The following is a 22,534-nucleotide window of genomic DNA, read 5'->3' as shown; positions in this document are numbered from 1 at the left end:
CGGATTCTTCGCCGTGATCGGCTACGCGCCCGCAGCACCCCCGGCGATCGATTCCGGGTCTTCGGCGAGCTCGAGGACGAAGAGCGGGATCTCACGGTCGGTCTTCTCCTGATACTCCGCGTACGGCGGGAACGCCTCGACGGCACGTTCCCACCATTGCGCCTTCTCGTCGCCGTGGACCTCGCGAGCGATCATGTCCCGTATCTCGGTGCCGTCCCGCAACTCGACGTGCGGATTCGCCAGGACGTTGTGGTACCAGACCGGATGCTTCGGAGCGCCGCCCAGCGACGCGACGGCGGCATAGGCACCCTCGTGTTCGACGCGCATGAGAGGGATCTTGCGGAGCTTGCCGGACTTCGCCCCGACCGTGGTCAGGATGATCACCGGCCGACCCTGGAGGGTCGTGCCGCGGGTACCGCCCGACGACTCGTACTCCTCGACCTGCTTCGCGCTCCATTCGACGGGACTCGGTTCGTACTCTCCGTGCAGTGGCATGCCGATCAGTCAACACGCTCGTGGTGACGGTCGCCGCTCGATTGCCGAGTTCGGTGGCCCGAACTCTTCCCTGCGTCTATCCTGAAGAAAGTATTCCGCTCGACCTTCAGGAGGTGCACCGCGATGTCCGTGCTCGATACCCGGGTCCCTCGCGAGCGCACCGACGGTGTCGACATCGCCGGGACGATCTGGCCCCTGTACAAGCTCGAAGCTCTCGCGATGGGCGTCCTCACCCTGCTCGTGGTCCTCGTCGTCACCGCCAGCGCACAGAGTGCCGTGCTCGGCGCGGCCGCGGTCACCGTCGCCGTGTGGTGGGTCCGCCGGTTCCAGCGGCGCGTGTTCCGTTCCTGAACGAACCGTCCCATATCTGCACCCGTGACGTCCGGCCGGGCTTCGTGCAGCCCGATCGATTGGATCCCCGAGTACCGAGATCCCCGACCGCCCGAGGTGGATCAGGACGTACAGCCCTCGACGGTGCGCCGTGCCGCGTCGGCGATCACATCCGCGAAGGAGCCGCCATGCTCGCGGATGCGCCGTTGCCGGATCGCGCCGTTGCCGCGGTCCAGGATCGATGCCAGAGTGTCGTGCACGGATCGATAGGCGTCGAGTTCCTCGAGGACCGGCCCTGCCTGGACGAGCAGTCGGCGGATCAATTCCGCAGCCGGAACCAGCTGCGCAGAGTGAACATCGACGCCGCGCCCGGCCAGACCGTCCCGGGCGGCTCTCCAGCACGCTGCGCGCAGTAACTCCCGGCCGACCGAGGGCGCCGCCTCGCCGCGCTCGATCGCCGCTGTCGCCCGGGCGGCCAGCGCATAGACCAAGGTGGCCAGCGTGACGGTTTCCTCGACGGTCGCAGGTACATCCGCGACGCGGATCTCGACGGTCGGATGACGAGCGGAGATCCGCGCATCCCAATAGACCATGCGGGGGTCCAGGATCGTGCCGGTGGCGAGCAGCGATTCGACCGCCGCGTCGTAATCCGCGGCCGAGGTGCACTGCGGGGGCACTCCCGCGCTCGGCCAGCGCCCCCATCGCAGGTATCGCCAGCTGGCATAGCCGGTGTCCCGGCCGTCGGCGATCGGGGAGTTCGCGGTCAACGCCAGCAGGGTGGGGAGCCACGGTCGCAGATGGTTGATGAGCTGTACCGCGCGGTCACGATCATCGACACCGATGTGCACGTGACATCCGCAGATCACGCCGTCGGCGATGCCCCCGAAGTGCTGTGCCATGCGCTGATAGCGCGGCGTGGCGGTGATCGATCCCGCCGGAGGCTCGAAAATCGGTGTTCCGACCGCGACCAGCCGGCATCCGGCGCGCGCTGCGGCATCGGCTGCGGCCGCGCGAGTGCGGTGCAACTGTGCGCGTAGGTCCTGCGGGTGGGTACACACCGCGGTGGCGGTCTCGATCTGGCATCGGGAGAGCTCGACGGTGAGGTCGATGCCGAGTTCGCGTCCGGCCTCGATCACCTCGAGACTGCGCAGGTGGGGACGGCCGGTACGGAAGTCGACCAGGACGAATTCCTCTTCCACGCCGATCGTTGCCGCCGCCCCACCGCGCACGGCGGGGGTGATCGTCGGTCCTGTGGCGGTCATGGCGTTCTCCCCACTCGAGATCTTTCACTCTACGAAGGGACAACGGTTCGGCGTGGGTGTACAGGGTGCTCGGTGTGAACCGTATCGGCCGGCCGAGGTGCTCGGACCGCGCGGCGAGACCGCTAGGTAGCCAGGCAACCCGGCCCGAGCAGCGCCTTGAGGTCGCCCATGAGCGCCGACGACGCTTCGACCCGCAGACTGTCGTCGAGCTTGAGAACCGTGACCTTGCTGCCGGTGATGAGCCGCACGTGCACGTCGGACGAACCGGGATGACGCGTCAGCACGTTCTTGAGGGCACCGACCTTGTCGGGGGTGCACAACCGGGTGGGCATGGACACCGAGACCGGTTTCGCCACCCCGATCTGCGACAGGTCGGGGACGACGAGATCGTTGGCGATCAGGGAGATCCGGTCGTCGCGGATGGACACCCGGGCTTTGACGAGGACCACCGAGTCCTCCACCACGTCCATACCGTAGACGGCGTAGGACTGCGGGAAGAACAGCACCTCGATGCCACCTGTGAGGTCCTCGAGCTGCGCGGACGCCCAGGCGAGACCGTTCTTGTTGATGCGGCGGTTCACGGAGGCGAGAATGCCGCCGACGGTGACCTGGGTGCCGTCCTTGAGCGCGCCTTCGAGGATCGCCGGGATCTGGGTGTCGGCCTGGGACGCGAGGACGTGTTCGACGCCGTTGAGCGGGTGCCCGGAGACGTAGAGACCGAGCATCTCCCGTTCGAGAGCGAGAAGATGCTTGGTATCCCATTCCTCCTCGGGGATGCGGACGTTGAACACCGCGGCGACGGACTCGTCGGCGTCGGCCCCGCCGAACAGGTCGAACTGGCCGATCGCCTCGGCCTTCTTCGTGCTCATCACCGCGTCGATCGCGTCGGCATGGACGAGCATCAATCCCTTACGCGGGTGTTCGAGCGAGTCGAAAGCTCCTGCCTTGATGAGGGATTCGGTGACCTTCTTCGAGCATGCGACGGTGTCGATCTTGTTGAGATAGTCGGAGAAGTCGGTGTAGCGGCCTTTCTCCTCCCGTCCCTTGATGATCGAGGCGACTACGTTCGCGCCCACGTTGCGGACCGCGCCGAGGCCGAACCGGATGTCCTCACCCACCGACATGAAGTTGGTGTGCGACTCGTTGACGTCCGGGGGCAGCACGGTGATGCCCATCTTGCGGCAGTCGGACAGGTAGACCGCGGCCTTGTCCTTGTCGTCGCCGACGGAGGTGAGCAGCCCGGCCATGTACTCGGCCGGATAGTTCGCCTTGAGGTAGGCGGTCCAGAACGACACGAGGCCGTAGCCGGCGGCGTGCGACTTGTTGAACGCGTAACCGGCGAAGGGCAGAACGGTGTCCCACAGCGCCGTGATCGCCGCCTGCGAGAAGCCGTTGTCCTTCATGCCCTGCGCGAAGCCGTCGTAGGCCTCGTCGAGGATCTCCTTCTTCTTCTTGCCCATCGCGCGACGCAGCAGGTCGGCCTGCCCGAGGGAGTACCCGGCCACCTTCTGAGCGATCTGCATGATCTGCTCCTGGTAGACGATCAGGCCGTAGGTGTCGGCGAGGATGTCCTTCAGCGGTTCCTCGAGCTCGGGGTGGATCGGCTTGACCTCTTGCCGCCCGTTCTTCCGGTCGGCGTAGTCGTTGTGCGCGTTCATGCCCATCGGGCCGGGGCGGTACAGCGCGAGCACGGCGACGATGTCCTCGAAGCCGGTGGGCTGCATGCGGCGCAGCAGGTCGCGCATGGCGCTGCCGTCGAGCTGGAACACGCCGAGCGTGTCGCCGCGCGCGAGCAGTTCGTAGGTCGCCGGATCCTCCAGCGGCAGGGTGTCGAGATCGAGATCGATCCCGCGATTGACCTTGATGTTCTCGATCGCGTCGCCGATGACGGTGAGATTGCGCAGACCGAGGAAGTCCATCTTCAGCAGGCCGATGGCCTCGCAGGACGGATAGTCCCAGCCGGTGATGATCGCGCCGTCCTGCGCGCGCTTCCACAGCGGGATCGCGTCCATGAGCGGCTCGGACGACATGATCACCGCGCACGCATGCACGCCCGCATTGCGGATCAAGCCCTCGAGGCCGAGCGCGGTGTCGTAGATCTTCTTGATGTCCGGGTTGGTCTCGATCAGCTGGCGGACCTCGGCGGCCTCCTTGTACCGCTCGTGACTCGGATCGGTGATGCCCGAGACCGGGATGTCCTTGGCCATGATCGGCGGCGGCAGCGCCTTGGTGATCTGGTCGGCGATCGCGAAACCGGGCTGGCCGAACTGCACCCGCGCGGAGTCCTTGATCGCGGCCTTGGTCTTGATGGTGCCGAACGTGATGACCTGGGCGACCTTGTCGTTTCCCCACCGCTCGGTGGCGTAGCGCACCATCTCCCCGCGGCGGCGATCGTCGAAGTCGATATCGATATCGGGCATCGACACACGTTCGGGGTTGAGGAACCGCTCGAACAGCAGACCGTGCGGGATCGGGTCGATGTTCGTGATGCCCATCGCGTAGGCGACGAGCGAACCGGCGGCCGAACCACGACCGGGTCCGACGCGGATACCGACCTCGCGGGCGTGGTTGATCAGGTCGCCGACGACGAGGAAGTACGCCGGAAAGCCCATCTGGTTGATGACCGTGATCTCGTACTCGGCGCGCTCGACGTACTCGCGGGGCGGGCCGGCCGGGAAGCGCCGGTCGAGGCCGCGCATGACCTCCTTGTGCAGCCAGCTCGCCTGTGTCTCCCCTTCCGGCACCGGGAAGACGGGCATCCGGTCGCGGTGGGCCCATACCTCGTCGTAGGACTGCACGCGCTCGGCGATGAGCAACGTGTTGTCGCACGCGTCGGGCACCTCGCGGTCCCACTGCTCGCGCATCTCCTGGGCCGACTTGAGGTAGTAGCCGTCGCCGTCGAACTTGAAGCGGGTGGGATCGGAGAGCGTCTTACCGGTCTGGATGCACAACAACGCCTCGTGGTTCGCGGCCGCATCCTTGGTGACGTAGTGGCAGTCGTTGGTCACCAGCGGCGGGATGTCGAGCTTGCGGCCGATCTCGAGCAGACCCTCACGCACCCGGCGCTCGATCGACAGGCCGTGATCCATCAGCTCGAGGAAGAAGTTGTCCTTGCCCCAGATCTCCTGCCACTTCGCGGCGGCTTCGAGCGCCTCGCGGTCGTGGCCGAGGCGCAGCCGCGTCTGGATCTCACCCGACGGGCATCCGGTGGTGGCGATGATGCCCTCGTGGTGCCGGGCGATGAGCTCTTCGTCCATACGCGCCCACTTGCCGAGCTGACCTTCGATCGAGGCGAGCGAGGACAGCTTGAACAGGTTCCGCAGACCCGTCGAGTTCTCGGCGACCATCGTCATGTGGGTGTAGGCACCCGAGCCGGAGACGTCGTCGGACTTCTGGCTGCGGTCGCCCCACAGCACACGCTTGGTGGAGAACCGCGACTCCGGCGCCACATACGCCTCGATGCCGATGATCGGCTTGATGCCGAACTTCTTCGCGACGTTGTAGAACTCGCTGGCGCCGTACATGTTCCCGTGGTCGGTCATGCCGACGGCCGTCATCCCCAGCCGTTCGGCCTCCTTGAACAACGGTCCGACCTTGGCGGCACCGTCGAGCATCGAGTACTCGGTGTGGGTGTGCAGATGAACGAACGAGTCAGCCACGCGTGCCTCTCCCGGGATGTCTGTGGGCAGAGACGAGTCTAAGCCGCGCGGGGCTCCGCGGTGACCACGGCACGCTGACGACGGGCCCGCACGAGTGCGTCCGTGCTGTACACCGCCAGCGCGATCCAGATCAGCCCGAAACCGATCCACCGCGAGGCGGGCATGTCCTCCCCGAGCACCCATACACCCCATGCCATCTGCAGACTCGGCGTGAGGTACTGCAGCATGCCGAGCGTCGCGAGGGGGACCCGTTGCGCGGCCGCACCGAAGAGCAGCAGCGGCACCGCGGTCACCAGACCCGTCGACACGAGCAGGGCGGTGTGATCCACCCCGTGCCCGAGGAAGGTTCCGGTACCTGTCACCGCGAGGAAGATCACGTATCCGAGCGCGAACGGAGCGGCGACGACTCCCTCCCCCGCCAGCGATGTCCGCGGGTCCAGCGGCACGATCTTCTTGATCACTCCGTAGGACGCGAACGACAGCGCCAGGGTCAGAGCGATGATCGGCGGTCTGCCGTAGTCGACGGTGATCACCACCACCGCACACACCGCCAGCACCAGCGCGGCGATCTGCGCCGGCCGCAGTCGTTCGCGGAAGAACAGGACACCGAACACCACGCTGACGAGCGGGTTGACGAAGTAGCCGAGCGCCGTCTCGACCACCCGGCCCGAGACCACACCGTAGATGTACACGCCCCAGTTGATCGCGATCGCGGTGGAGGCCGCGGCGACCAGACCCCACGTGCGGACGGACAGGCCGCGCAGGGTGGCCAGACGGCCCATGACACCGAGCACGACCAGCATGAGCACGAGAGTCCACAGCACGCGATGCGCGAGGATCTCGACGGCGCCGGCGGGTTCGAGCAGACCGAAGTAGGCGGGGAACAGTCCCCACAACCCGTAGGCGCCGAGTCCGCACAGCACGCCCGTGCGCACGAGGCTCCGTTGTCCCGAATCGCCGTGTCGCCCCGAGTCGGTCACCGGATCACCGTACGGCGTCGCCGGTGCACTGTCGTCCCGAAGGGACCGTCGTCCCGAGGTGACATCACACCTCCCCGTCGTCGGGGCCGGGCACGACCGTCCCGACATGGGTGGGGAGCAGCGGGGTCACCGCGAAGCGTCCCGCGACCGCGTCGGCGGGCAGGACCTCCACGGCGCGCACGTCCGGTTCGTCGGCGACGGCCCGGAACTGTGCTGCGGTACCGCGGAGGACCACCGCGACGACGCACTCGCATCCCGCGGCGAGCCGCTCTGCGGAGACCGCGGCGATCCGCTCGGCGCGTTCCGTTCCGAACTCCACCAGGCCCAGCCGGCCTGCGGCGACCGAGGGGGCGCGCCGCACGGCCTCCGGATTCTCCGGCACCGCGACCGGCACGAGGGGTGTCTGGACACGATCGAGCGGGACGCGGAGCAGCACCTGCCCCACCCGCACCTCGTCGGCGAGTTCGACGACCCGGTCGACGGCCACGGTGTCGGCGAACGACACCAGTCCCCAGTGTTCGAGGGCTCCGGCCGCGTCCGCCTCGGTCAGACTGTCGGCGGCTCGCGTCAGGTAGTCGGCGACCGCTTCACCGTTGTCGGGGCCGAGGGTGTCGCTGCCGACCGGGGCCGGCCGGGGCGGGGCGGTCCACCCGGCGACGAGCACGGCGACCACGAGGGCGACGACCGCCGCCCAGGGCAGGACGCGTCCCATCGGTCAGGCGCTGCGCAACACGGCGAGTGCGTGTTCGAGATCCGGCGGGTACTTGCTGGTGATCTCGACCCAATGTCCGCGGGTGGGATGCGAGAACCCGAGTGTGCAGGCATGCAGCCATTGCCGTTCGAGACCGAGACGTGCCGCGAGACGCGGGTCGGCGCCGTAGGTGAGGTCGCCGCAGCACGGGTGACGCAGCGCCGAGAAGTGCACGCGGATCTGATGGGTGCGACCGGTTTCGAGGTGGATGTCGAGCAGGCTCGCGGCCTGGAACGCCTCGATCGTGTCGTAGTGCGTCACGCTGGGTTTCCCGTCGGCGGTGACCGTGAACTTCCAGTCGCTGCTGCGGTGCCGGCCGATGGGCGCGTCGATGGTACCGCTGCTCGGGTCGGGATGCCCCTGGACGAGCGCGTGGTACCGCTTCTCGACCGTGCGCTCCTTGAAGGCACGCTTGAGGACGGTGTAGGCCCGTTCGGATGTCGCGACCACCATGACGCCGGAGGTACCCACGTCGAGCCGGTGCACGATGCCCTGCCGTTCGTGGGCGCCGGACGTGGAAATCCGGTATCCGGCGGCGGCGAGACCGCCGATCACCGTCGGGCCGGTCCATCCGACGCTCGCGTGGGCGGCGACACCCACGGGCTTGTCGACGGCGACGATGTCGTCGTCGGCGTAGAGGATCTCCATGCCCTCGACGGGCTGGGCCTCGATGGTCAGGGGACGGGGCGGCTCGGGTAGCTCGACCTCGAGCCACGAGCCGCCGGACAATCGGTCGGACTTGCCCACGGCCGCACCGTCGACCACGACGGCGCCCTCCTCGGTGAGCGTGGCGACCACGGTCCGGGACAGACCGAGCAGGCGCGCGAGGCCTGCATCGACACGCATCCCGTCGAGCCCGTCGGGTACGGGCATCGCGCGGGTTTCCCTCACTGGTGTGATTCCTTTCTCGTTTCGTCCGGTGCCGCGTCCCGGCCCTTCGAGGCGCCGCCGTCGGGTTCGATGCCGAACACGGTCAGGGCGACGAGCAGGATCGCTCCGCACACGATGGCCGAGTCGGCGACGTTGAACACCGGCCACCATCCGACCGACACGAAGTCGACGACGTGGCCCTGGAGCGGTCCGGGCGAGCGGAACAGACGGTCGGTGAGATTGCCGAGCGCTCCCCCGAGGACCAGGGCGAGACCGAGCGCCCACCACCCCGATCTCAAGGTCCGGCCGATCTTCACGACACCGACGACGACAGCGATCGCGACCAGCGTGAGCAGCCAGGTCATGCCCGTGGCCATGGAGAACGCGGCGCCGGGATTACGGATCAGCGTCAGGGTGACCGTGTCGCCGACGATGGAGATCGGGTCGGCCGGGTCGATGTAGTGGACGGCGAGCACCTTCGTCGCCAGATCCGCGAGGTAGACGACGAGCGCCACGAGCAGCAGCGGTCGCAGCATGCGCCTGCCGACGCCGGTGGACGGGGACGGCGCCGGTTCGTCGGCACCACCGGGAACCGGCGGATCCGCGTCGCGGTCGGGTCGGGGAGCTTCGTTCGTCACCGTTCCATCATCCCCTACCCGGACGACCGCGGCGGTTCCCCCTCCCGTCGTGGCTACCCTGGGTGTCGTGCCTGCGCTGTCCAGATTCGCCCGCTCGGGGCCGTGTGCCCTTGCGGCTGTGCTGTCCATCTCCACTCTCGTCGCCGCTTGCGGTGGTCCTTCGGACGGCGCGCCCGCCGTCACGGCCGCGACATCGACGGAGGTGACGGTGCCCGTGTCGGCGGTGGCCACGACGGTGCTCGACCCGGGTGCCGAACCCCGATCTGCGGTGCGGTTCGCTCCCGCGGCGGGGGTGCAGCAGAACGTCGTGCTGACCACCCGCTCCGAGGTCTTCCAGCGGGTCGGCGCCGACCCGCAACAAGACTTCTCCACACCCGAGTTGACTCTTCCGCTCTCGGCCACGGTCGAGCGGGCGATCTCCGACAAGGATCCGAGCACCGTCGTCGACATCACGGTCGGGTCGGCGACGTCGCCGGACGGGACGCTCGGGTCGGCGCTGTCCGATGCCGAAGGCTCCGGAGCAGGATTGACGATCGGGCCGACCGGCGCTATCAGCGCGCTGCGCCTCGAACCTGCCCCCGATGCGGCGAACATCGCGCGGTCGGCGATCGAGCAGGCCTTCTACCAGGCCGTCTATCGCATCGTGTCGTTCCCGGAGGAAGCGATCGGGGTGGGCGCGGTGTGGGAGGTCCACCAGCAGGTGATGAGCGCCGGCATCACCCTCGACCAGGTGGGGACGGCGACGCTCGTCGAGCGCGAGGACGATCGCATCACGGTCGATGTGAAGGTCGAACAGACACCGCGTGAGTCCACCTGGGTGCTGCCGAACGGGCAGGGCCGTCTCGACATCGAGCAGTACACGATGGCCGGTGAGGGGTCGATGACGGTCGACACGTCGCTCCCCCTGCCGGTCGGCGGAGAGCTGACGGTGCGAGGCGATCAGACCTACGTCGAACCGGATGGCGGAACGCGGCTGTCCCAGTCGCAGGTCGACCGGGTGGGTTGGGCCGTCCCGGATCGGTAATCCGGAAACAGCAGGGAGACGACGGCGACGGCCGGCGCGGATGTTCCGCGCCGGCCGTCGAGTCGTTCGGGACGAGTACTACATCACGCGCAGGCCGGGGACTGCAGCTGCGCCATGTTGATCACGATGGAGCACGCGTAGTCCTTGGACACCTTCCAGGTGCCGTCCTCGGCGACGAAGTCGACCGTGCCGAAGGACGGCTGGTTGCTGCCCGCGAGCGCCATCTCCACACCGGCGGTGATGGTGCCGTTCTCGTTGTCGGTCACATCGACGACGTTCACCTGCACGCCGGCGTCGTTGGCGGCCTGGGCCACCTTGTTGATCAGCTCGGGATCCTCTTCGGCACCCTGGACCAGATCGGTCTTCTCGGACGCCGGGACGTTGAGGTCGAAGGCGCGCGCGAGGTCGGCGTTGAGTTCCTCGGGCGAGGGCACCGGCGGGTAGTCGGCGACCGGAGCCGCAGCGGTCGTGGTGGTGCTGGTCTTCGCGGTCTCGGAGGAGCTACCGCCGTCGTCCGAGCTGCAGGCGGACATCGTGAGGGCAGCGGCGAGCGCCACAGTGGCGACGGTGATCTTGCGAAGCTTCAACTTCTCGTCCTTCTCGTTCGGTCGTGCACGACGCGTTCGTCGTGCTCGGTCATCCGGCAGCGGATCGCCCGCAAGAGTACCCGGCGGTAGTGAGAGGACCATGAGGACGCCGGGAACGTGTTTCAGTTCAGGCTCGCGAGGGGATCGGCGACCGTGAGCTCCGGATCGTTCTCGTCGAGTGTCCGCGCAGGTCCCGCGCCCGTGCTGCGGGTCTCGAAGCGGACGGTGACCACGCCGTGTCCCGCGCCCTGCACCCATCCGTGCCCGAACTCGGGATGGCGGACGTCGGCGCCGGGCGTCCAGCGGGTGGCCGGTCCGCTCGACGCGACCGGCTCCTCGTCGTCCTCGGCCGGCACGGACTCCTCGGTCGCCGTCCGGTCGAGTTCGGGGAACAGCGTGTCCTGCGCGATCGCGGACAGACCCGCATAGCCGACACCGACGAGCCGGACGGGCCCGATCTCGAGGGGATCGAGCGCGAGACGTTGGGCCGCGGCGGTGAGCACCCGAACGTCCTCGGTGGCGTAGGGCAGCGTCGACGACCTGGTGAGGACCGACATGTCGGCCTTGCGCAGCTTGAGCACCACCGTGCGGGCGGCACGGCCGTCCTTGCGCAGCCGGGAGTGCGCGGCGGACGCGGACGCCGCGATCGCGCGCCTCAGCCCGGACATCGCGACGATGTCGGTCGGGAAAGTGGTCTCGGCGCTGACCTGTTTCGCTTCGGCGCGCTCGACGACGGGCCGGTCGTCGAACCCGTTGGCGAGCCGGTGCAGACCCGGGCCGGCCGTGCCGCCGAGGATCGATGCCGCCTCGGCGACCGGCAGGGCCGCGAGATCTCCGATCGTCTCGATGCCGAGCCGCCGCAACCGATCCTCGGCCACCGGGCCGATCCCCCACAACTTGCGCACGGGCAGGCCGTGCAGCAGCGGGAGCTCGCCCTCCGGCCGCACGACGAGTGCACCGTCCGGTTTCGCGAGACCGGATCCGATCTTCGCGATCTGCTTGCCCGACCCCGCTCCGATGGACGCGACGAGACCCGTTCTCTCCCTCACATGTTCGCGTAGCTCCGAACAGAACCACTCGACCTCGGCGGCGTCGGCACCCACCAGTTCGGGAGGTTCGGCGAACGCCTCGTCGAGCGAGAGGGTCTCGAGGATCGGGATCCGGGCGCGCAGGGTGTCGAAGACGAGTCCGCTCAGTTCGCGGTAGAGGATGCCGCGCGGAGGCAGCACGACCGCAGCCGGTCCGACGAGTCGGCGTGCCCGACTCATCGGCATGGCCGAGCGCGCGCCGTAGACGCGGGCCTCGTAACTCGCACCGGCGACCACCCCGCGGGCCCCGAGCCCCCCGACGAGGACCGGCCGACCCCGCAGGGTCGGCCGGGTCAACTGCTCGGCGGACGCGAAGAACGCGTCGAGATCCAGGTGCAACACCCAGCGACGAGTCACGCCTTGACGATCGACGCGCGCGTCCCCTCACCGAGTTCGATCGCGTCGCCCTCGGCCGCACCGAGTTCGAAGGTCGTGGCGAGGATCTCACCCGCGATCAGATCACGATGGCGGGCAGCCCATTCCGCACGCTCGGCCGGAACTTCGAACCGCACCGAGATGCGGTCCGAGACCTCCAGTCCGAGATTGCGGCGCGCGTCCTGGAATTCGCGGATGCGGTCCTTGGCCCAGCCCTCGGCCTCGAGTTCCTCGGTGACCGTCGTGTCGAGGACCACCAGCCCGTTGCCGCCCGGCAGTGCGGCCGTGGATTCCGGTTCGGCGGCGACGAGGCGGCTGGTGTACTCCTCGGACAGCAGTGTGATGCCGGCGGCGGTGACCGTACCGTCCTCCGCCTGCGACCAGTCTCCGGCCTTGACGGCCTTGATGACCTTCTGCACGTCCTTGCCGAGGCGCGGACCGGCCGCACGCGCGTTGACGACCACCTCGAAGCGGCCGTGGGCCTCGACGTCGTCGGTCGTCACGACCCGCTTGACGTTGACCTCGTCCTTGATGAGGTCGACGAACGGATCGAGGTGCGCAGATCCCGGGGTTGCGACCGTGACCTCCGGCAGCGGCAGCCGCACGCGCAGCTTCTGCGCCTTGCGCAGCGACAGCACGGTCGAGCACACACCGCGCACCTCGTCCATCGCGGCGACGAGCGCCGGATCCGACGGCAGGTCGTCGGCGGCCGGCCAATCCGTCAGATGCACCGACCGGCCCCCGGTCAGACCCCGCCAGACCACCTCGGACGCCATCGGCAGCAACGGCGCGGCCAGGCGCGTGACGACCTCGAGCACCGTGTGGAGGGTGTCGATCGCGTCGGTGTCCTCGTCCCAGAACCGGTTCCGCGAGCGCCGCACGTACCAGTTGGTCAGCGCGTCGCAGAAGGTGCGCAGTTCGTCGCACGCACCGGCGATGTCGACCGTCTCGAGCGCCTCGGTGATGACCTCGCGGGTCTGCGCGAGCTTGGCGAGGATGTACCGGTCGAGCACGTTCGGCGAATCGGTCCGCCAGGTGCCCGGCTTCGACGCGTACAGCTGCAGGAAGCTCCACGCGTTCCACAGCGGCAGCAGCGCCTGCCGTACGCCCTCGCGGATGCCCTGTTCGGTGACGACGAGGTTGCCGCCGCGCAGGATCGGCGACGACATGAGGAACCACCGCATGGCATCGGAGCCGTCGCGGGCGAAGACCTCGTTGACGTCGGGGTAGTTGCCCTTCGACTTGCTCATCTTCAGACCGTCGTCGCCGAGGACGATACCATGGGCAGCAACACATTTGAAGGCGGGACGGTCGAACAGCGCGGTCGCGAGGACGTGCAGCGTGTAGAACCAGCCACGGGTCTGCCCGTTGTACTCGACGATGAAGTCGCCCGGATAGTGCGTGTCGAACCAGTCGCGGTTCTCGAAGGGGTAGTGCACCTGGGCGAACGGCATGGAACCGGACTCGAACCAGCAGTCGAGCACCTCGGGAACACGACGCATCGTCGACTTGCCGGTCGGGTCGTCGGGGTTGGGCCGGGTGAGTTCGTCGATCATCGGCCGGTGCAGGTCGGTGGGCCGCACGCCGAAGTCGCGTTCGAGTTCGTCGAGCGAACCGTAGACGTCGACGCGCGGGTACTCCGGATCGTCCGACACCCACACGGGGATCGGGCTGCCCCAGTACCGGTTACGGCTGATGTTCCAGTCGCGGGCACCTTCGAGCCACTTGCCGAACTGACCGTCGCGGATGTGTTCGGGCACCCACGTGATCTGCTGATTGAGCTCGACCATGCGGTCGCGGAAGCGGGTGACGGCGACGAACCACGACGGCACCGCCATGTAGATCAGCGGCTGGCCCGACCGCCACGAGTGCGGGTAGGAGTGCTCGATGGTCTCGTGCCGCAACAACTTTCCGGCGGCCTTGAGGTCCTTGATGATCACCGGATTGGCGTCGAAGACCTGCAGGCCCTCGTACGGCGGGACCATCGAGGTGAACTTGCCGCCCGGGTCGAGCGGCTGCACGAGCTCGATGCCGTTGCGCTGGCAGTACTCCATGTCCTCCTCACCGAAGGCCGGTGCGAGGTGGACGATTCCGGTACCGGATTCGGTGGTGACGTAGTCGGCGGCGATGACCTGGTGGGCGTTCTCCCGCCCGGTGAAGAAATCGAAGGGGGGCTCGTAGGCGAGGCCGACGAGGTCGGCGCCGCGGTAGCGGCCGAGGACTTCGGGATCCTCGCCGAGTTCGCGGGCGTAATGTCCGAGGCGGTCCTGCGCGAGCAGGTAGATCTTCGCGTCGGCGCCGCGCACCGCGACATACTCGATCTCGGGGTGTACCGCGATCGCGAGGTTCGACGGCAGGGTCCAGGGCGTGGTGGTCCAGATGAGCGCGCACGCGCCGTCGAGTTCGGAGCCGGGGGCGCGCAGCACCATGTCGACGGTGACCGCCGGGTCCTGACGCATCTTGTATGCGTCGTCGAGGCGGGTCTCCTGGTTCGACAGCGGCGTCTGCTCGTACCAGCTGTAGGGCAGCACGCGGAAGCCCTGGTAGATCAGGCCCTTCTCGTACAGCGACTTGAACGCCCACATGACCGACTCCATGAAGTCGAGGTCGAGTGTCTTGTAGTCGTTGTCGAAGTCGACCCACCGGGCCTGGCGGGTGACGTAGTCGCGCCACTCACCGGTGTAGCGCAGCACCGACTGCCTGCAGTACGCGTTGAACTCGGCGAGGCCCATCGAGTCGATCTGCGACTTGTCGGTGATGCCGAGCTGCTTCTCGGCTTCGAGTTCGGCGGGCAGACCGTGACAGTCCCAGCCGAAGCGGCGGTCGACCTTCTTGCCGCGCATGGTCTGGAAGCGCGGCACGACGTCCTTGACGTAGCCGGTGAGCAGGTGCCCGTAGTGCGGCAGGCCGTTCGCGAAGGGCGGGCCGTCGTAGAAGACGAAATCGTCGGCGCCGTCGCGATTGCGCAGGGACGCCTCGAAGGTGCCGTCGGTGGCCCACTGTGCGAGGACGCGCTCTTCGAGCGCCGGGAAGTCGACGCCCGAATCGCGCGGCAGGTCGTAGTCGACGCGCGGATATCCGGCAGTACCGCCGGCGGTTGCTGCGGTGGGATCCGGTGCAGCGTGGTTCTCGGTCACAGCGTGGCTCCTCCGTGCCTGGATACGTCTCGGCACGGGGACGATCACCGTGCGCGTGCACGGCTACCGCGGTACCACCCCGCTTGCACGTCCCGTGGGGACGGCCACTCGTTCGGGCTGTGACGGGCCCACCCGTCCGGTTCTAGTGAGCGACCGCGGCGGTCGCCGTTCTTCCGGAGGCTCCCCGGTGATGGCCGGATCGACGCCGCCCCGCATGCGCGGGATCGAGCTTCACTCGATGGTGCATATTGTAGGCCGCTTCAGCGATCCGACGAATTCCGGTCGCCGGGACGCTGCCGCGGTGCGCGCCGGCCGCGACGTCCGGCCTGCCCGGCGGACCGCGGATCGGCCCACTCGCCTTCGGCCGAGCTCCGGCCGCCGAGTGCGCTCGCGAGCAGGATCACCGCTCCCACGACGCACACCGCGATACAACCCCATGCCCAGACCACGGATCCGGTCATCAACGCGATCACGAGGAGACCGAATCCGACAGCTGCGAGTACCAGCGTGACGACGAGCACGACGCTCCTCCTCTACCGAGGTACAGCACCAGGGCCGTACAGCATCAGGCCGGGAGACCGTCGGTCAGCTGTTGCCCTTCGCGAAGGACGACGACCCGAACGACGACGAGTTGGACTGGTTGAACGCTTCCTGTCCGCCGTCCACCGGAACGGCCGAACCACGCTGCTCGAGCTCTTCGAGCTGCGATTCGAGGTAGGACTTCAGACGGACCCGGTACTCGCGCTCGAACGTCTTGAGCTGCTCGATACGACCCTCCAGCACGGAACGCTGCTGGTTGATGGTCGCCATGATCTCGGTGTGCTTCTTCTCGGCGTCGGCCTGCAGGGCGTCGGACTTCTCCTTGGCCTGACGCAGCTGCGTCTCGGAGCGGGTGCGCGCGTCGGCGAGCATCGCGTCGGACTTCTGCCGCGCGTCGGCGATCATCGCCTCGCTGCGGGTGCGGGCATCGGAGACGAGCTGCTCGGAATTCGTCCGGGCGTTGCGGACGAGCTCCTCGGCCTCGGCCTTGGCATCGCCGGTGAGCCGGTCGGCCATCTCCTGGGCGAGTCCGAGGACCTTGGCGGCCTGCATGCTCGCGTCGCCGCTCGACGGTGCCGCGGCGACCGGAGCGGGGGCCGGCGCCGGAGCGGGCTCCGGCTTGGGCGTCTCCACCACGCGTGCGGGTTCCGGTTTGGACGGGGCCGCCGGCGCGGACGACGACGCGGTGCGCGGCGCCTTCTTGGCCTCGGCGAGCTCCTGGTCGAGTTCGGCCACCCGCTGACGCAGGTCGGCGTTCTCCTCGATGAGATTCGTCAGCTCCTGCTCGACGAGATCGAGGAAGGCGTCGACCTCGTCCTCGTTGTAACCACGCTTCCCGATCGGAGGCTTGCTGAACGCGACATTGTGCACATCAGCTGGTGTCAGCGGCATGGAAGGATCCCTTCACGCGTCGAGTAAGCGGTCAAGCAGGCGTTCTGAGTAATCGACAGTGCGTTACGCGTATCAAAACCCACTGTATATGGCACTCCATTGTGGCACACGGCAGCTCCGGGACTGCCCGGCACGACGCCGGGCGGGGGCGTCATGCTGCTCCGCCCCTGGGCAGGAATGCCATGAGGAAATACACGATGAACAGCAAGACCATGATGGACAGATCGAGCCGTACACCACCGAGATTGAGCGGAGGAATCAACCTCCGCAGCAACTTCACCGGCGGGTCCGTGACCGTGAAGATCGCTTCGAGGACGACGACGACGAAGCCGGACGGCTTCCACTCCCGCGCGAAGGTTCTGATGAACTCGACGATGATCCGTCCGATCAGCAGAAGCCAGAAGATGAACAGCAGGAACCACAGCACCTCGAAAACGGCCACCTGCCCACAATGCCCGACGAGGACGGGTCGATCAAAACCGAAACGCCCGGCCTGCAGTGATCTGCATCATGGCCGGGCGTGTCGGGACACTCGAGGGACGGCGACGGGCGTGCGACGCCGGGCGCGCCGTACGCGCCCGCGCATCGCGCGTCGACTACTGCTGGTTGTAGAAGCCCGTCTCGGCGATGCGCCGCCGCTCCTCCGCGGAGACGTCGATGTCGGCGGGCGAGAGCAGGAAGACCTTGGTGGCCACCTTGTCGAACGAGCCGCGCAGCGCGAACGCGAGTCCGGCCGCGAAGTCGACGAGACGCTTGGCGTCGGCGTTGCTCATTTCGACGAGGTCCATGATGACCGGCGTCCCGTCGCGGAAACGCTCACCGATCGTTCGCGCCTCGCTGTAGTCGCGGGGGCGCAACGTGGTGATCTTGGACAACGGACCTCCCTCGTCGAAGAGCGCGCCACGCCGGGGTTCGGCGCGCTCGAGCCGGCTCTCGGCACCCAGGGATGCACGCCCGGCGACAGCACGGGCCGGGGCGGGCGCCGGGCGGGCGCTGCGGGCCGTGATGGGCTCGACCCGCGGGCGGGGTGCCGGCTCGTACCGGTCGAATTCGTCGTGTTCGAACTCGCGGACCGGTTCCTCGCGATGCGACGGGGCGTACTCGTCGCGGTGCGACGGCGCGTAGCCGCCGTAGGGCGCGTCGCCGTAGTCCCGATCGCGGTCGCGACGGCCGCTCGCCGGATCGTCGAGGTATTCGTCCTCGTAATCCTCGAGCGGCACCATCCCGAAGTACGCCTTGAACTTGTGGAGTGTGCTCATCGATCGCCTTTCCCTCGCGCGGCGGATGTCATTCAGGCTAACGGTCGATACCCCAAGACCGCCGTTCCGACACGCACGCACGTCGAACCCCACCGAACCGCGTGTTCGAGGTCACCTGACATCCCTGCGGACAACTCCACGGCCGCGGGGTGATCCTCCAGCAGGCGTGCATGCAGGCCGTGCAGCTGCTCGAACGCGCGCTCGGGCTCCCACCCGAGCGGTGGGACACCCATCAGGCCTCCGAGTTCGAGCACCTCGGACGCGCCGACCGCGTCCGCGAGGGCCGGAAGATCCTCGGCCACCACGCCGCCCCGCTCTCGGTCTCCGTCGAGGCTGACCTGCAGCAGGGCTCGCAGCGGGGCCTCGCGTTCACCATCGTCGAGCGCCGCCCGCACACCCTTCTCGAAGGCGTGCACGAGACGGAGACTGTCGACCGAGTGCACCGTGTGCGCCCAGCGGGAGACCGCACGAGCCTTGTTGCGCTGCACCCGCCCGATCATGTGCCACTCGACCGGCTCGGCCACGCTCGCCCGGAACTCGGCGATCTTCGCACTCGCCTCCTGCTCACGTGATTCGCCGAAGCGGTCACATCCCAGCTCGTGGAGGAGCACGGCGTCCGAGGCGGGAAAGAACTTGGTGACGGTGAGCAGTGCGACCTCCGACGGATCCCGACCGGCCGCGCGGGCCGCGGCGTCCAGTCGCTCGCGGACGGCGGCGAGACGTCCGGCGAGTTCGCGGCGCCTGTCCCCGGAGGCCGGAACGCTCACGCCGTCCCCTCCTCGCGTGCCTCCTCGAGCCAGACGACCGAGGCGAACCTGCCGGTGGGTGCCGAACGCCGGTGACTGAACAGAGCGGTGTCCTCGATCGTGCACCGCGGATCCTCGACCACGGCCGTCACACCGTGCTCGGCGAGCTGCCGGCGCAGACCGGCACGCAGATCGAGACCGGGTGTTCCGCGACTCGTGCGGGTCGCGCTGCCCGGCAGGTGGGCCTCGACGTCGGCTCTCATGGCCGCGGGCACCTCGTAGTTCCGTCCGCTCGCCGCCGGTCCGAGCAATGCGCCGATGTGCTCGGGGCGGGCCCCGAGGTCGACCATGACGTCGAGGACCCGGGGAAGGATTCCGATGCGCGCACCGACACGACCGGCGTGCACGGCAGCGATCACCCCGGCGGCCTCGTCGGACAGCAGGATCGACACGCAGTCGGCACTGAGGGTCGCGAGCGCGAGCCCGGTCTCGCGCGTGACGAGCGCATCGGTGGCAGGAACCGGACCCGTCACCGGGCCGTCGACCACGGTGACGTTGCGGCTGTGGATCTGTTCCATCCAGACGAAGCGTTCGGGCGGCAGCCCGATGACGGACGCGAGTCGCCGCCGGTTGGCGTCGACCGCGGCCGGATCGTCACCGACGTGGTCGGCGAGGTTGAAACTGTCGTACGGAGCTGCGGACACCCCACCGGCCCGTGTGGTCACGACCCGGCGCGCGCGCAGCAGGCGATGCGGAGCCGTCAACGGCGCATGAAGATCGGCACGTCGACGTCGTCGTCACCGTCGTCGTCGATGTCCACGCTGCGGGGTGCGTTGCCCCCTCCTGCCGGAGGCTGGCCGGCAACGGGCGCCGGGTCCCGCACGGGAGCCGGCTCGACCGGCTCGCGCTCCGGGCGGCCGAGTTCACCGGCGCGGGCGACACCGATCGCACCGGGACGGCCGGACGACTGTTGCTGCTGCGGCGACTGCTGCGGCTGCTGCTGCTGCGACTGGCCCGGCTGCTGCTGACCCACCTCGACCGGACGGCGAGCGGGGGTTCCGCCCTCGAACCCGGCAGCGATGACGGTCACTCGGACCTCGTCGCCGAGCGAGTCGTCGATGACCGTGCCGAAGATGATGTTGGCGTCGATGTGTGCGGCCTCCTGCACGAGCGAGGCGGCCTCGTTGATCTCGAACAGACCGAGATCGGATCCGCCGGCGATCGACAGCAGCACGCCGCGCGCACCTTCCATCGACGCCTCGAGCAGCGGCGAATTGATCGCCGCCTCGGCGGCCTTGATGGCACGTCCCTCACCGCGCGACGAGCCGATGCCCATCAACGCCGAGCCGGCGCCCGACATGACGCCCTTGACGTCGGCGAAGTCGACGTTGATCAGACCCGGGGTGGTGATCAGGTCGGTGATGCCCTGCACACCGTTGAGGAGCACCTCGTCGGCGGAACGGAAGGCGTCCATGAGGCTGACGGCGGCGTCGCCGAGCTGCAGGAGCCGGTCGTTGGGGATGACGATGAGCGTGTCGCAGGATTCGCGCAGCGTCTGGATTCCGGTGTCTGCCTGGCTGCCGCGGCGCTTGCCTTCGAACGAGAACGGGCGCGTGACGACACCGACGGTGAGCGCGCCGAGCTTGCGGGCGATGCTCGCGACGACGGGTGCACCGCCGGTACCGGTTCCACCGCCCTCGCCGGCCGTCACGAAGACCATGTCGGCGCCCTTGAGCACCTCTTCGATCTCGTCCTTGTGGTCTTCGGCGGCCTTGCGGCCGACCTCCGGGTCTGCGCCGGCGCCGAGTCCGCGGGTCAATTCGCGACCGACGTCGAGCTTGACGTCGGCATCCGACATGAGCAGCGCCTGCGCGTCGGTGTTGACGGCAATGAACTCGACTCCCTTGAGTCCCTGCTCGATCATGCGGTTGACCGCGTTCACGCCGCCACCGCCGATACCGACGACCTTGATTACGGCGAGGTAGTTGTGCGGGGGCGTCATGTGCTCTCGCCTTCCTGAAGTTCCGGGTGGTGCATGCTTCCGGGTGGTGCTCGGGTCTGGGTGGTGCTGGGTCGGGGTCTGGCTCATGTCGGTCGCGTCCGTCTGTCGGACGGCCTTGCAGCACGTCGCCTCGACAAACCCTCAACCACAGCTTGAAGGTTATGTCAAGTAACGCGGCTGTCCGAAACGCTATGGCACGGGTACCGGGATTAGCCAGCAGACGCGCCGGACACGCCGCACGAATTTCACCGATCCCTCACCTCACCGTCGGCAGGTCGGGACTCGCCACGTCGAATCGCTCCCCCGGCTGTGTCAGCAGCGGACCGACGACCGCCGCCTTCCGGTCCGAACGATCGACTCCACCCCACACCACGACACGCCCGTCGGTGAGCACGAGCGAGATGTCGGATGCCGTCGGCGCTTCGATCGTCTCGACCTGGACGCGCAGCTCGGGCGGCAGCATGTCGAGCACCTCCACGGCAGCGCGGGTCGTGGGATCACCCGTGCCGGGCGAGGGCGTCACCAGTCGCGGGGTGAACATCGGTGGTGGCTCGACCGCGAAGTCGACCCCCTCGATGTCTACCGAATGGGTGCCGTCGGGTGCGTCGAAGAAGACCATCGCCTCCCGTTCCGTGACCGTCACACGCACAGAGGAGGGATACACCCGCTGCACCCGGACCGAAGCCGCGCGGGGAATCGTCGCGACACGCTGCGCCGCCGCTGCCGTGTCGACCCGCAGCAGCGGTGTGCCCTCGGCCACCTCGAGCGCGTCGACCACTTCGTCGTAGGTGACGACCTCGATCCCCGTCACCTCGATCGACCGCACGGACAGCAACGGCGACAACCAGGCCACCGCGATCGCCCCGAGGAGCACCACGACGATCCCTGCCCCGACGAGCACGGTCCGCAACCGCACCGACCGGCCCGACGGGCGGCGGGCGGTGCCGCGTTCCCTGGGCCCCCCGGGTTCACGAGGCTCTCGTGACGGTCGCCCACGACGTGCACGTGACGAGACGGCGGCGGGCGTCACGGGTCGATCGGCTCCGGTCCGGAGCCACCGGCAGCACGGAATCCGCCGGGCTCGGGTGAGGACCCGGCCGGACGGTAGCGCCCCGGTTTGCTGTGGAGTGCGTCGAGGATCTGCCTGCCGAGCATCGTGACGTCACCCGCGCCCATCGTGATCACGACATCTCCGGGCCTGGTCAGACGCGCGACCTGCCGGGGAACCGCAGACAGGTTCGGCTGGTAGTGCACCGGCCTGCTCACCGCCCGGGCGACCAGCGCACCGCTCACACCGGGGATCGGTTCCTCCCGGGCGCCGTAGACGTCGAGCACGACGACCTCGTCGGCGAGGTCGAGAGCCGCGCCGAACTCGGTGGCGAACGCCTCGGTGCGCGAATAGAGGTGCGGCTGGAACACGACGATCACCCGGGGCCGTTCGGTGCCGGTCTCGGTGTAGCGCAGCGGCTCCCCCGCGACGAGTTCGGCCGCGGCCGCCAGGACAGCCCGGACCTCGGTGGGATGGTGGGCGTAGTCGTCGAACACCCGCACGCCGTGTTCGCGGCCGGTGTACTGGAATCGCCGGTGCACTCCGCCGAAACCGGCCAGTCCCTCGAGCGCCTCGTCGACCTGCGCCCCGGCCTCGAGCGCGGCGAGCAGCGCGGCCAGAGCGTTCAACGCCATGTGCCGGCCGGGGACCGACAGTCGCACCGTCCGCGGCGAATCCTCACCCGCGAGGTGGAGTTCGGCGACCCCACCCACGTCCTTGGCCTCCCAGCCGAGGAGACGCACGCCGACAGGAACGCCGCGGTGGTCGCCCTCGGTGCCGATGACGTCGGCCGTGCCGTAGCCCCGGACCCGCAGGTCGTCGCGGCCGAGCGCGACGACCCGCTCGGCGAGC

21 protein-coding genes are annotated in these 22,534 nt (G+C 68.6%); 2 read left to right on the top strand and 19 right to left on the bottom strand.

The genetic code is table 11. The features are described 5' to 3' along the window. Positions 1 to 21 precede the first annotated feature (21 nt). A complete protein-coding gene (locus A8G18_RS04735) occupies positions 22 to 495 on the bottom strand; it encodes a nitroreductase family deazaflavin-dependent oxidoreductase (protein ID WP_016934120.1) in 474 nt (157 codons plus the stop codon). Between the two features lie 123 nt (positions 496 to 618). Between A8G18_RS04735 and A8G18_RS04730 the strand changes: the two genes are divergently transcribed. After that, a complete protein-coding gene (locus A8G18_RS04730; protein WP_016935389.1) occupies positions 619 to 846 on the top strand; it encodes a hypothetical protein in 228 nt (75 codons plus the stop codon). A gap of 101 nt (positions 847 to 947) precedes the next feature. Here the strand turns inward: A8G18_RS04730 and A8G18_RS04725 are convergent, their stop codons facing one another. The 6 genes from A8G18_RS04725 to lspA form a co-directional block, all read right to left on the bottom strand. Next, a complete protein-coding gene (locus A8G18_RS04725) occupies positions 948 to 2,087 on the bottom strand; it encodes a carboxylate-amine ligase (RefSeq protein ID WP_064062932.1) in 1,140 nt (379 codons plus the stop codon). 122 nt (positions 2,088 to 2,209) lie between these two features. Then, complete coding sequence (dnaE, locus tag A8G18_RS04720) at positions 2,210 to 5,746, bottom strand: DNA polymerase III subunit alpha (protein ID WP_064062931.1); 3,537 nt, start codon at positions 5,744 to 5,746, stop codon at positions 2,210 to 2,212. 38 nt (positions 5,747 to 5,784) lie between these two features. Next, positions 5,785 to 6,726, bottom strand: coding sequence for an EamA family transporter RarD (rarD, locus tag A8G18_RS04715; protein ID WP_425337689.1), 942 nt, complete (start codon positions 6,724 to 6,726; stop codon positions 5,785 to 5,787). Positions 6,727 to 6,790: 64 nt separating this feature from the next. Then, entirely contained in the window at positions 6,791 to 7,438 is a 648-nt protein-coding gene (locus tag A8G18_RS04710; protein ID WP_064062930.1) for a hypothetical protein, read from the bottom strand. Positions 7,439 to 7,441: 3 nt separating this feature from the next. Then, positions 7,442 to 8,350, bottom strand: a complete 909-nt coding sequence (locus tag A8G18_RS04705; protein ID WP_016935471.1) for an RluA family pseudouridine synthase — start codon at positions 8,348 to 8,350, stop codon at positions 7,442 to 7,444. A gap of 14 nt (positions 8,351 to 8,364) precedes the next feature. Then, a complete protein-coding gene (gene lspA / locus A8G18_RS04700) occupies positions 8,365 to 8,985 on the bottom strand; it encodes a signal peptidase II (protein WP_016935470.1) in 621 nt (206 codons plus the stop codon). A gap of 67 nt (positions 8,986 to 9,052) precedes the next feature. On the opposite strand from lspA, the gene A8G18_RS04695 reads away from it, so the two are divergent. After that, complete coding sequence (locus A8G18_RS04695) at positions 9,053 to 10,009, top strand: hypothetical protein (RefSeq protein ID WP_064063024.1); 957 nt, start codon at positions 9,053 to 9,055, stop codon at positions 10,007 to 10,009. An 83-nt stretch (positions 10,010 to 10,092) separates the two neighbouring features. On the opposite strand, the gene A8G18_RS04690 is transcribed toward A8G18_RS04695, so the two are convergent. From A8G18_RS04690 to A8G18_RS04635, 12 genes are all read right to left on the bottom strand, one after another. Further along, positions 10,093 to 10,596, bottom strand: a complete 504-nt coding sequence (locus A8G18_RS04690) for a WKL family lipoprotein (RefSeq protein WP_016932851.1) — start codon at positions 10,594 to 10,596, stop codon at positions 10,093 to 10,095. A 122-nt stretch (positions 10,597 to 10,718) separates the two neighbouring features. Beyond that, on the bottom strand, positions 10,719 to 12,026 hold the full coding sequence (locus A8G18_RS04685; protein ID WP_064062929.1) for a DNA polymerase IV: 1,308 nt from the start codon (positions 12,024 to 12,026) through the stop codon (positions 10,719 to 10,721). An 11-nt stretch (positions 12,027 to 12,037) separates the two neighbouring features. Next, positions 12,038 to 15,196 carry an isoleucine--tRNA ligase gene (gene ileS / locus A8G18_RS04680; protein WP_064062928.1) on the bottom strand — a complete coding sequence of 1,053 codons (3,159 nt, stop codon included), beginning with the start codon at positions 15,194 to 15,196 and terminating at the stop codon, positions 12,038 to 12,040. A gap of 260 nt (positions 15,197 to 15,456) precedes the next feature. Beyond that, positions 15,457 to 15,717, bottom strand: a complete 261-nt coding sequence (locus A8G18_RS04675) for a hypothetical protein (RefSeq protein WP_064062927.1) — start codon at positions 15,715 to 15,717, stop codon at positions 15,457 to 15,459. A gap of 64 nt (positions 15,718 to 15,781) precedes the next feature. Next, positions 15,782 to 16,627 carry a DivIVA-like cell division protein Wag31 gene (wag31, locus tag A8G18_RS04670; RefSeq protein WP_064062926.1) on the bottom strand — a complete coding sequence of 282 codons (846 nt, stop codon included), beginning with the start codon at positions 16,625 to 16,627 and terminating at the stop codon, positions 15,782 to 15,784. Positions 16,628 to 16,778: 151 nt separating this feature from the next. Continuing rightward, complete coding sequence (locus tag A8G18_RS04665; protein ID WP_006554132.1) at positions 16,779 to 17,069, bottom strand: YggT family protein; 291 nt, start codon at positions 17,067 to 17,069, stop codon at positions 16,779 to 16,781. Between the two features lie 154 nt (positions 17,070 to 17,223). Beyond that, positions 17,224 to 17,886 (bottom strand): cell division protein SepF, encoded by a 663-nt coding sequence (locus A8G18_RS04660; protein WP_016932846.1) that lies wholly within the window; start codon positions 17,884 to 17,886, stop codon positions 17,224 to 17,226. A gap of 32 nt (positions 17,887 to 17,918) precedes the next feature. Then, entirely contained in the window at positions 17,919 to 18,653 is a 735-nt protein-coding gene (locus A8G18_RS04655) for a YggS family pyridoxal phosphate-dependent enzyme (protein WP_064062925.1), read from the bottom strand. Then, positions 18,650 to 19,396, bottom strand: coding sequence for a peptidoglycan editing factor PgeF (gene pgeF / locus A8G18_RS04650; RefSeq protein WP_064062924.1), 747 nt, complete (start codon positions 19,394 to 19,396; stop codon positions 18,650 to 18,652). The genes A8G18_RS04655 and pgeF overlap by 4 nt, the downstream gene beginning before the upstream one ends. After that, positions 19,393 to 20,634 (bottom strand): cell division protein FtsZ, encoded by a 1,242-nt coding sequence (gene ftsZ / locus A8G18_RS04645; protein WP_064062923.1) that lies wholly within the window; start codon positions 20,632 to 20,634, stop codon positions 19,393 to 19,395. Before ftsZ ends, pgeF begins: the two co-directional genes overlap by 4 nt. 256 nt (positions 20,635 to 20,890) lie before the next feature. Further along, complete coding sequence (locus tag A8G18_RS04640) at positions 20,891 to 21,550, bottom strand: cell division protein FtsQ/DivIB (RefSeq protein WP_016932842.1); 660 nt, start codon at positions 21,548 to 21,550, stop codon at positions 20,891 to 20,893. 110 nt (positions 21,551 to 21,660) lie between these two features. After that, on the bottom strand, positions 21,661 to 22,534 hold an 874-nt coding region (locus A8G18_RS04635), incomplete at its 5' end, for a glutamate ligase domain-containing protein (RefSeq protein WP_280746497.1).

The organism is Rhodococcus gordoniae, assembly GCF_001646655.1.
Taxonomy (GTDB): domain Bacteria; phylum Actinomycetota; class Actinomycetes; order Mycobacteriales; family Mycobacteriaceae; genus Rhodococcus; species Rhodococcus gordoniae.
Note: the sequence above shows the minus strand (reverse complement) of the source record. Positions and strands in the feature narration are given on the sequence as shown.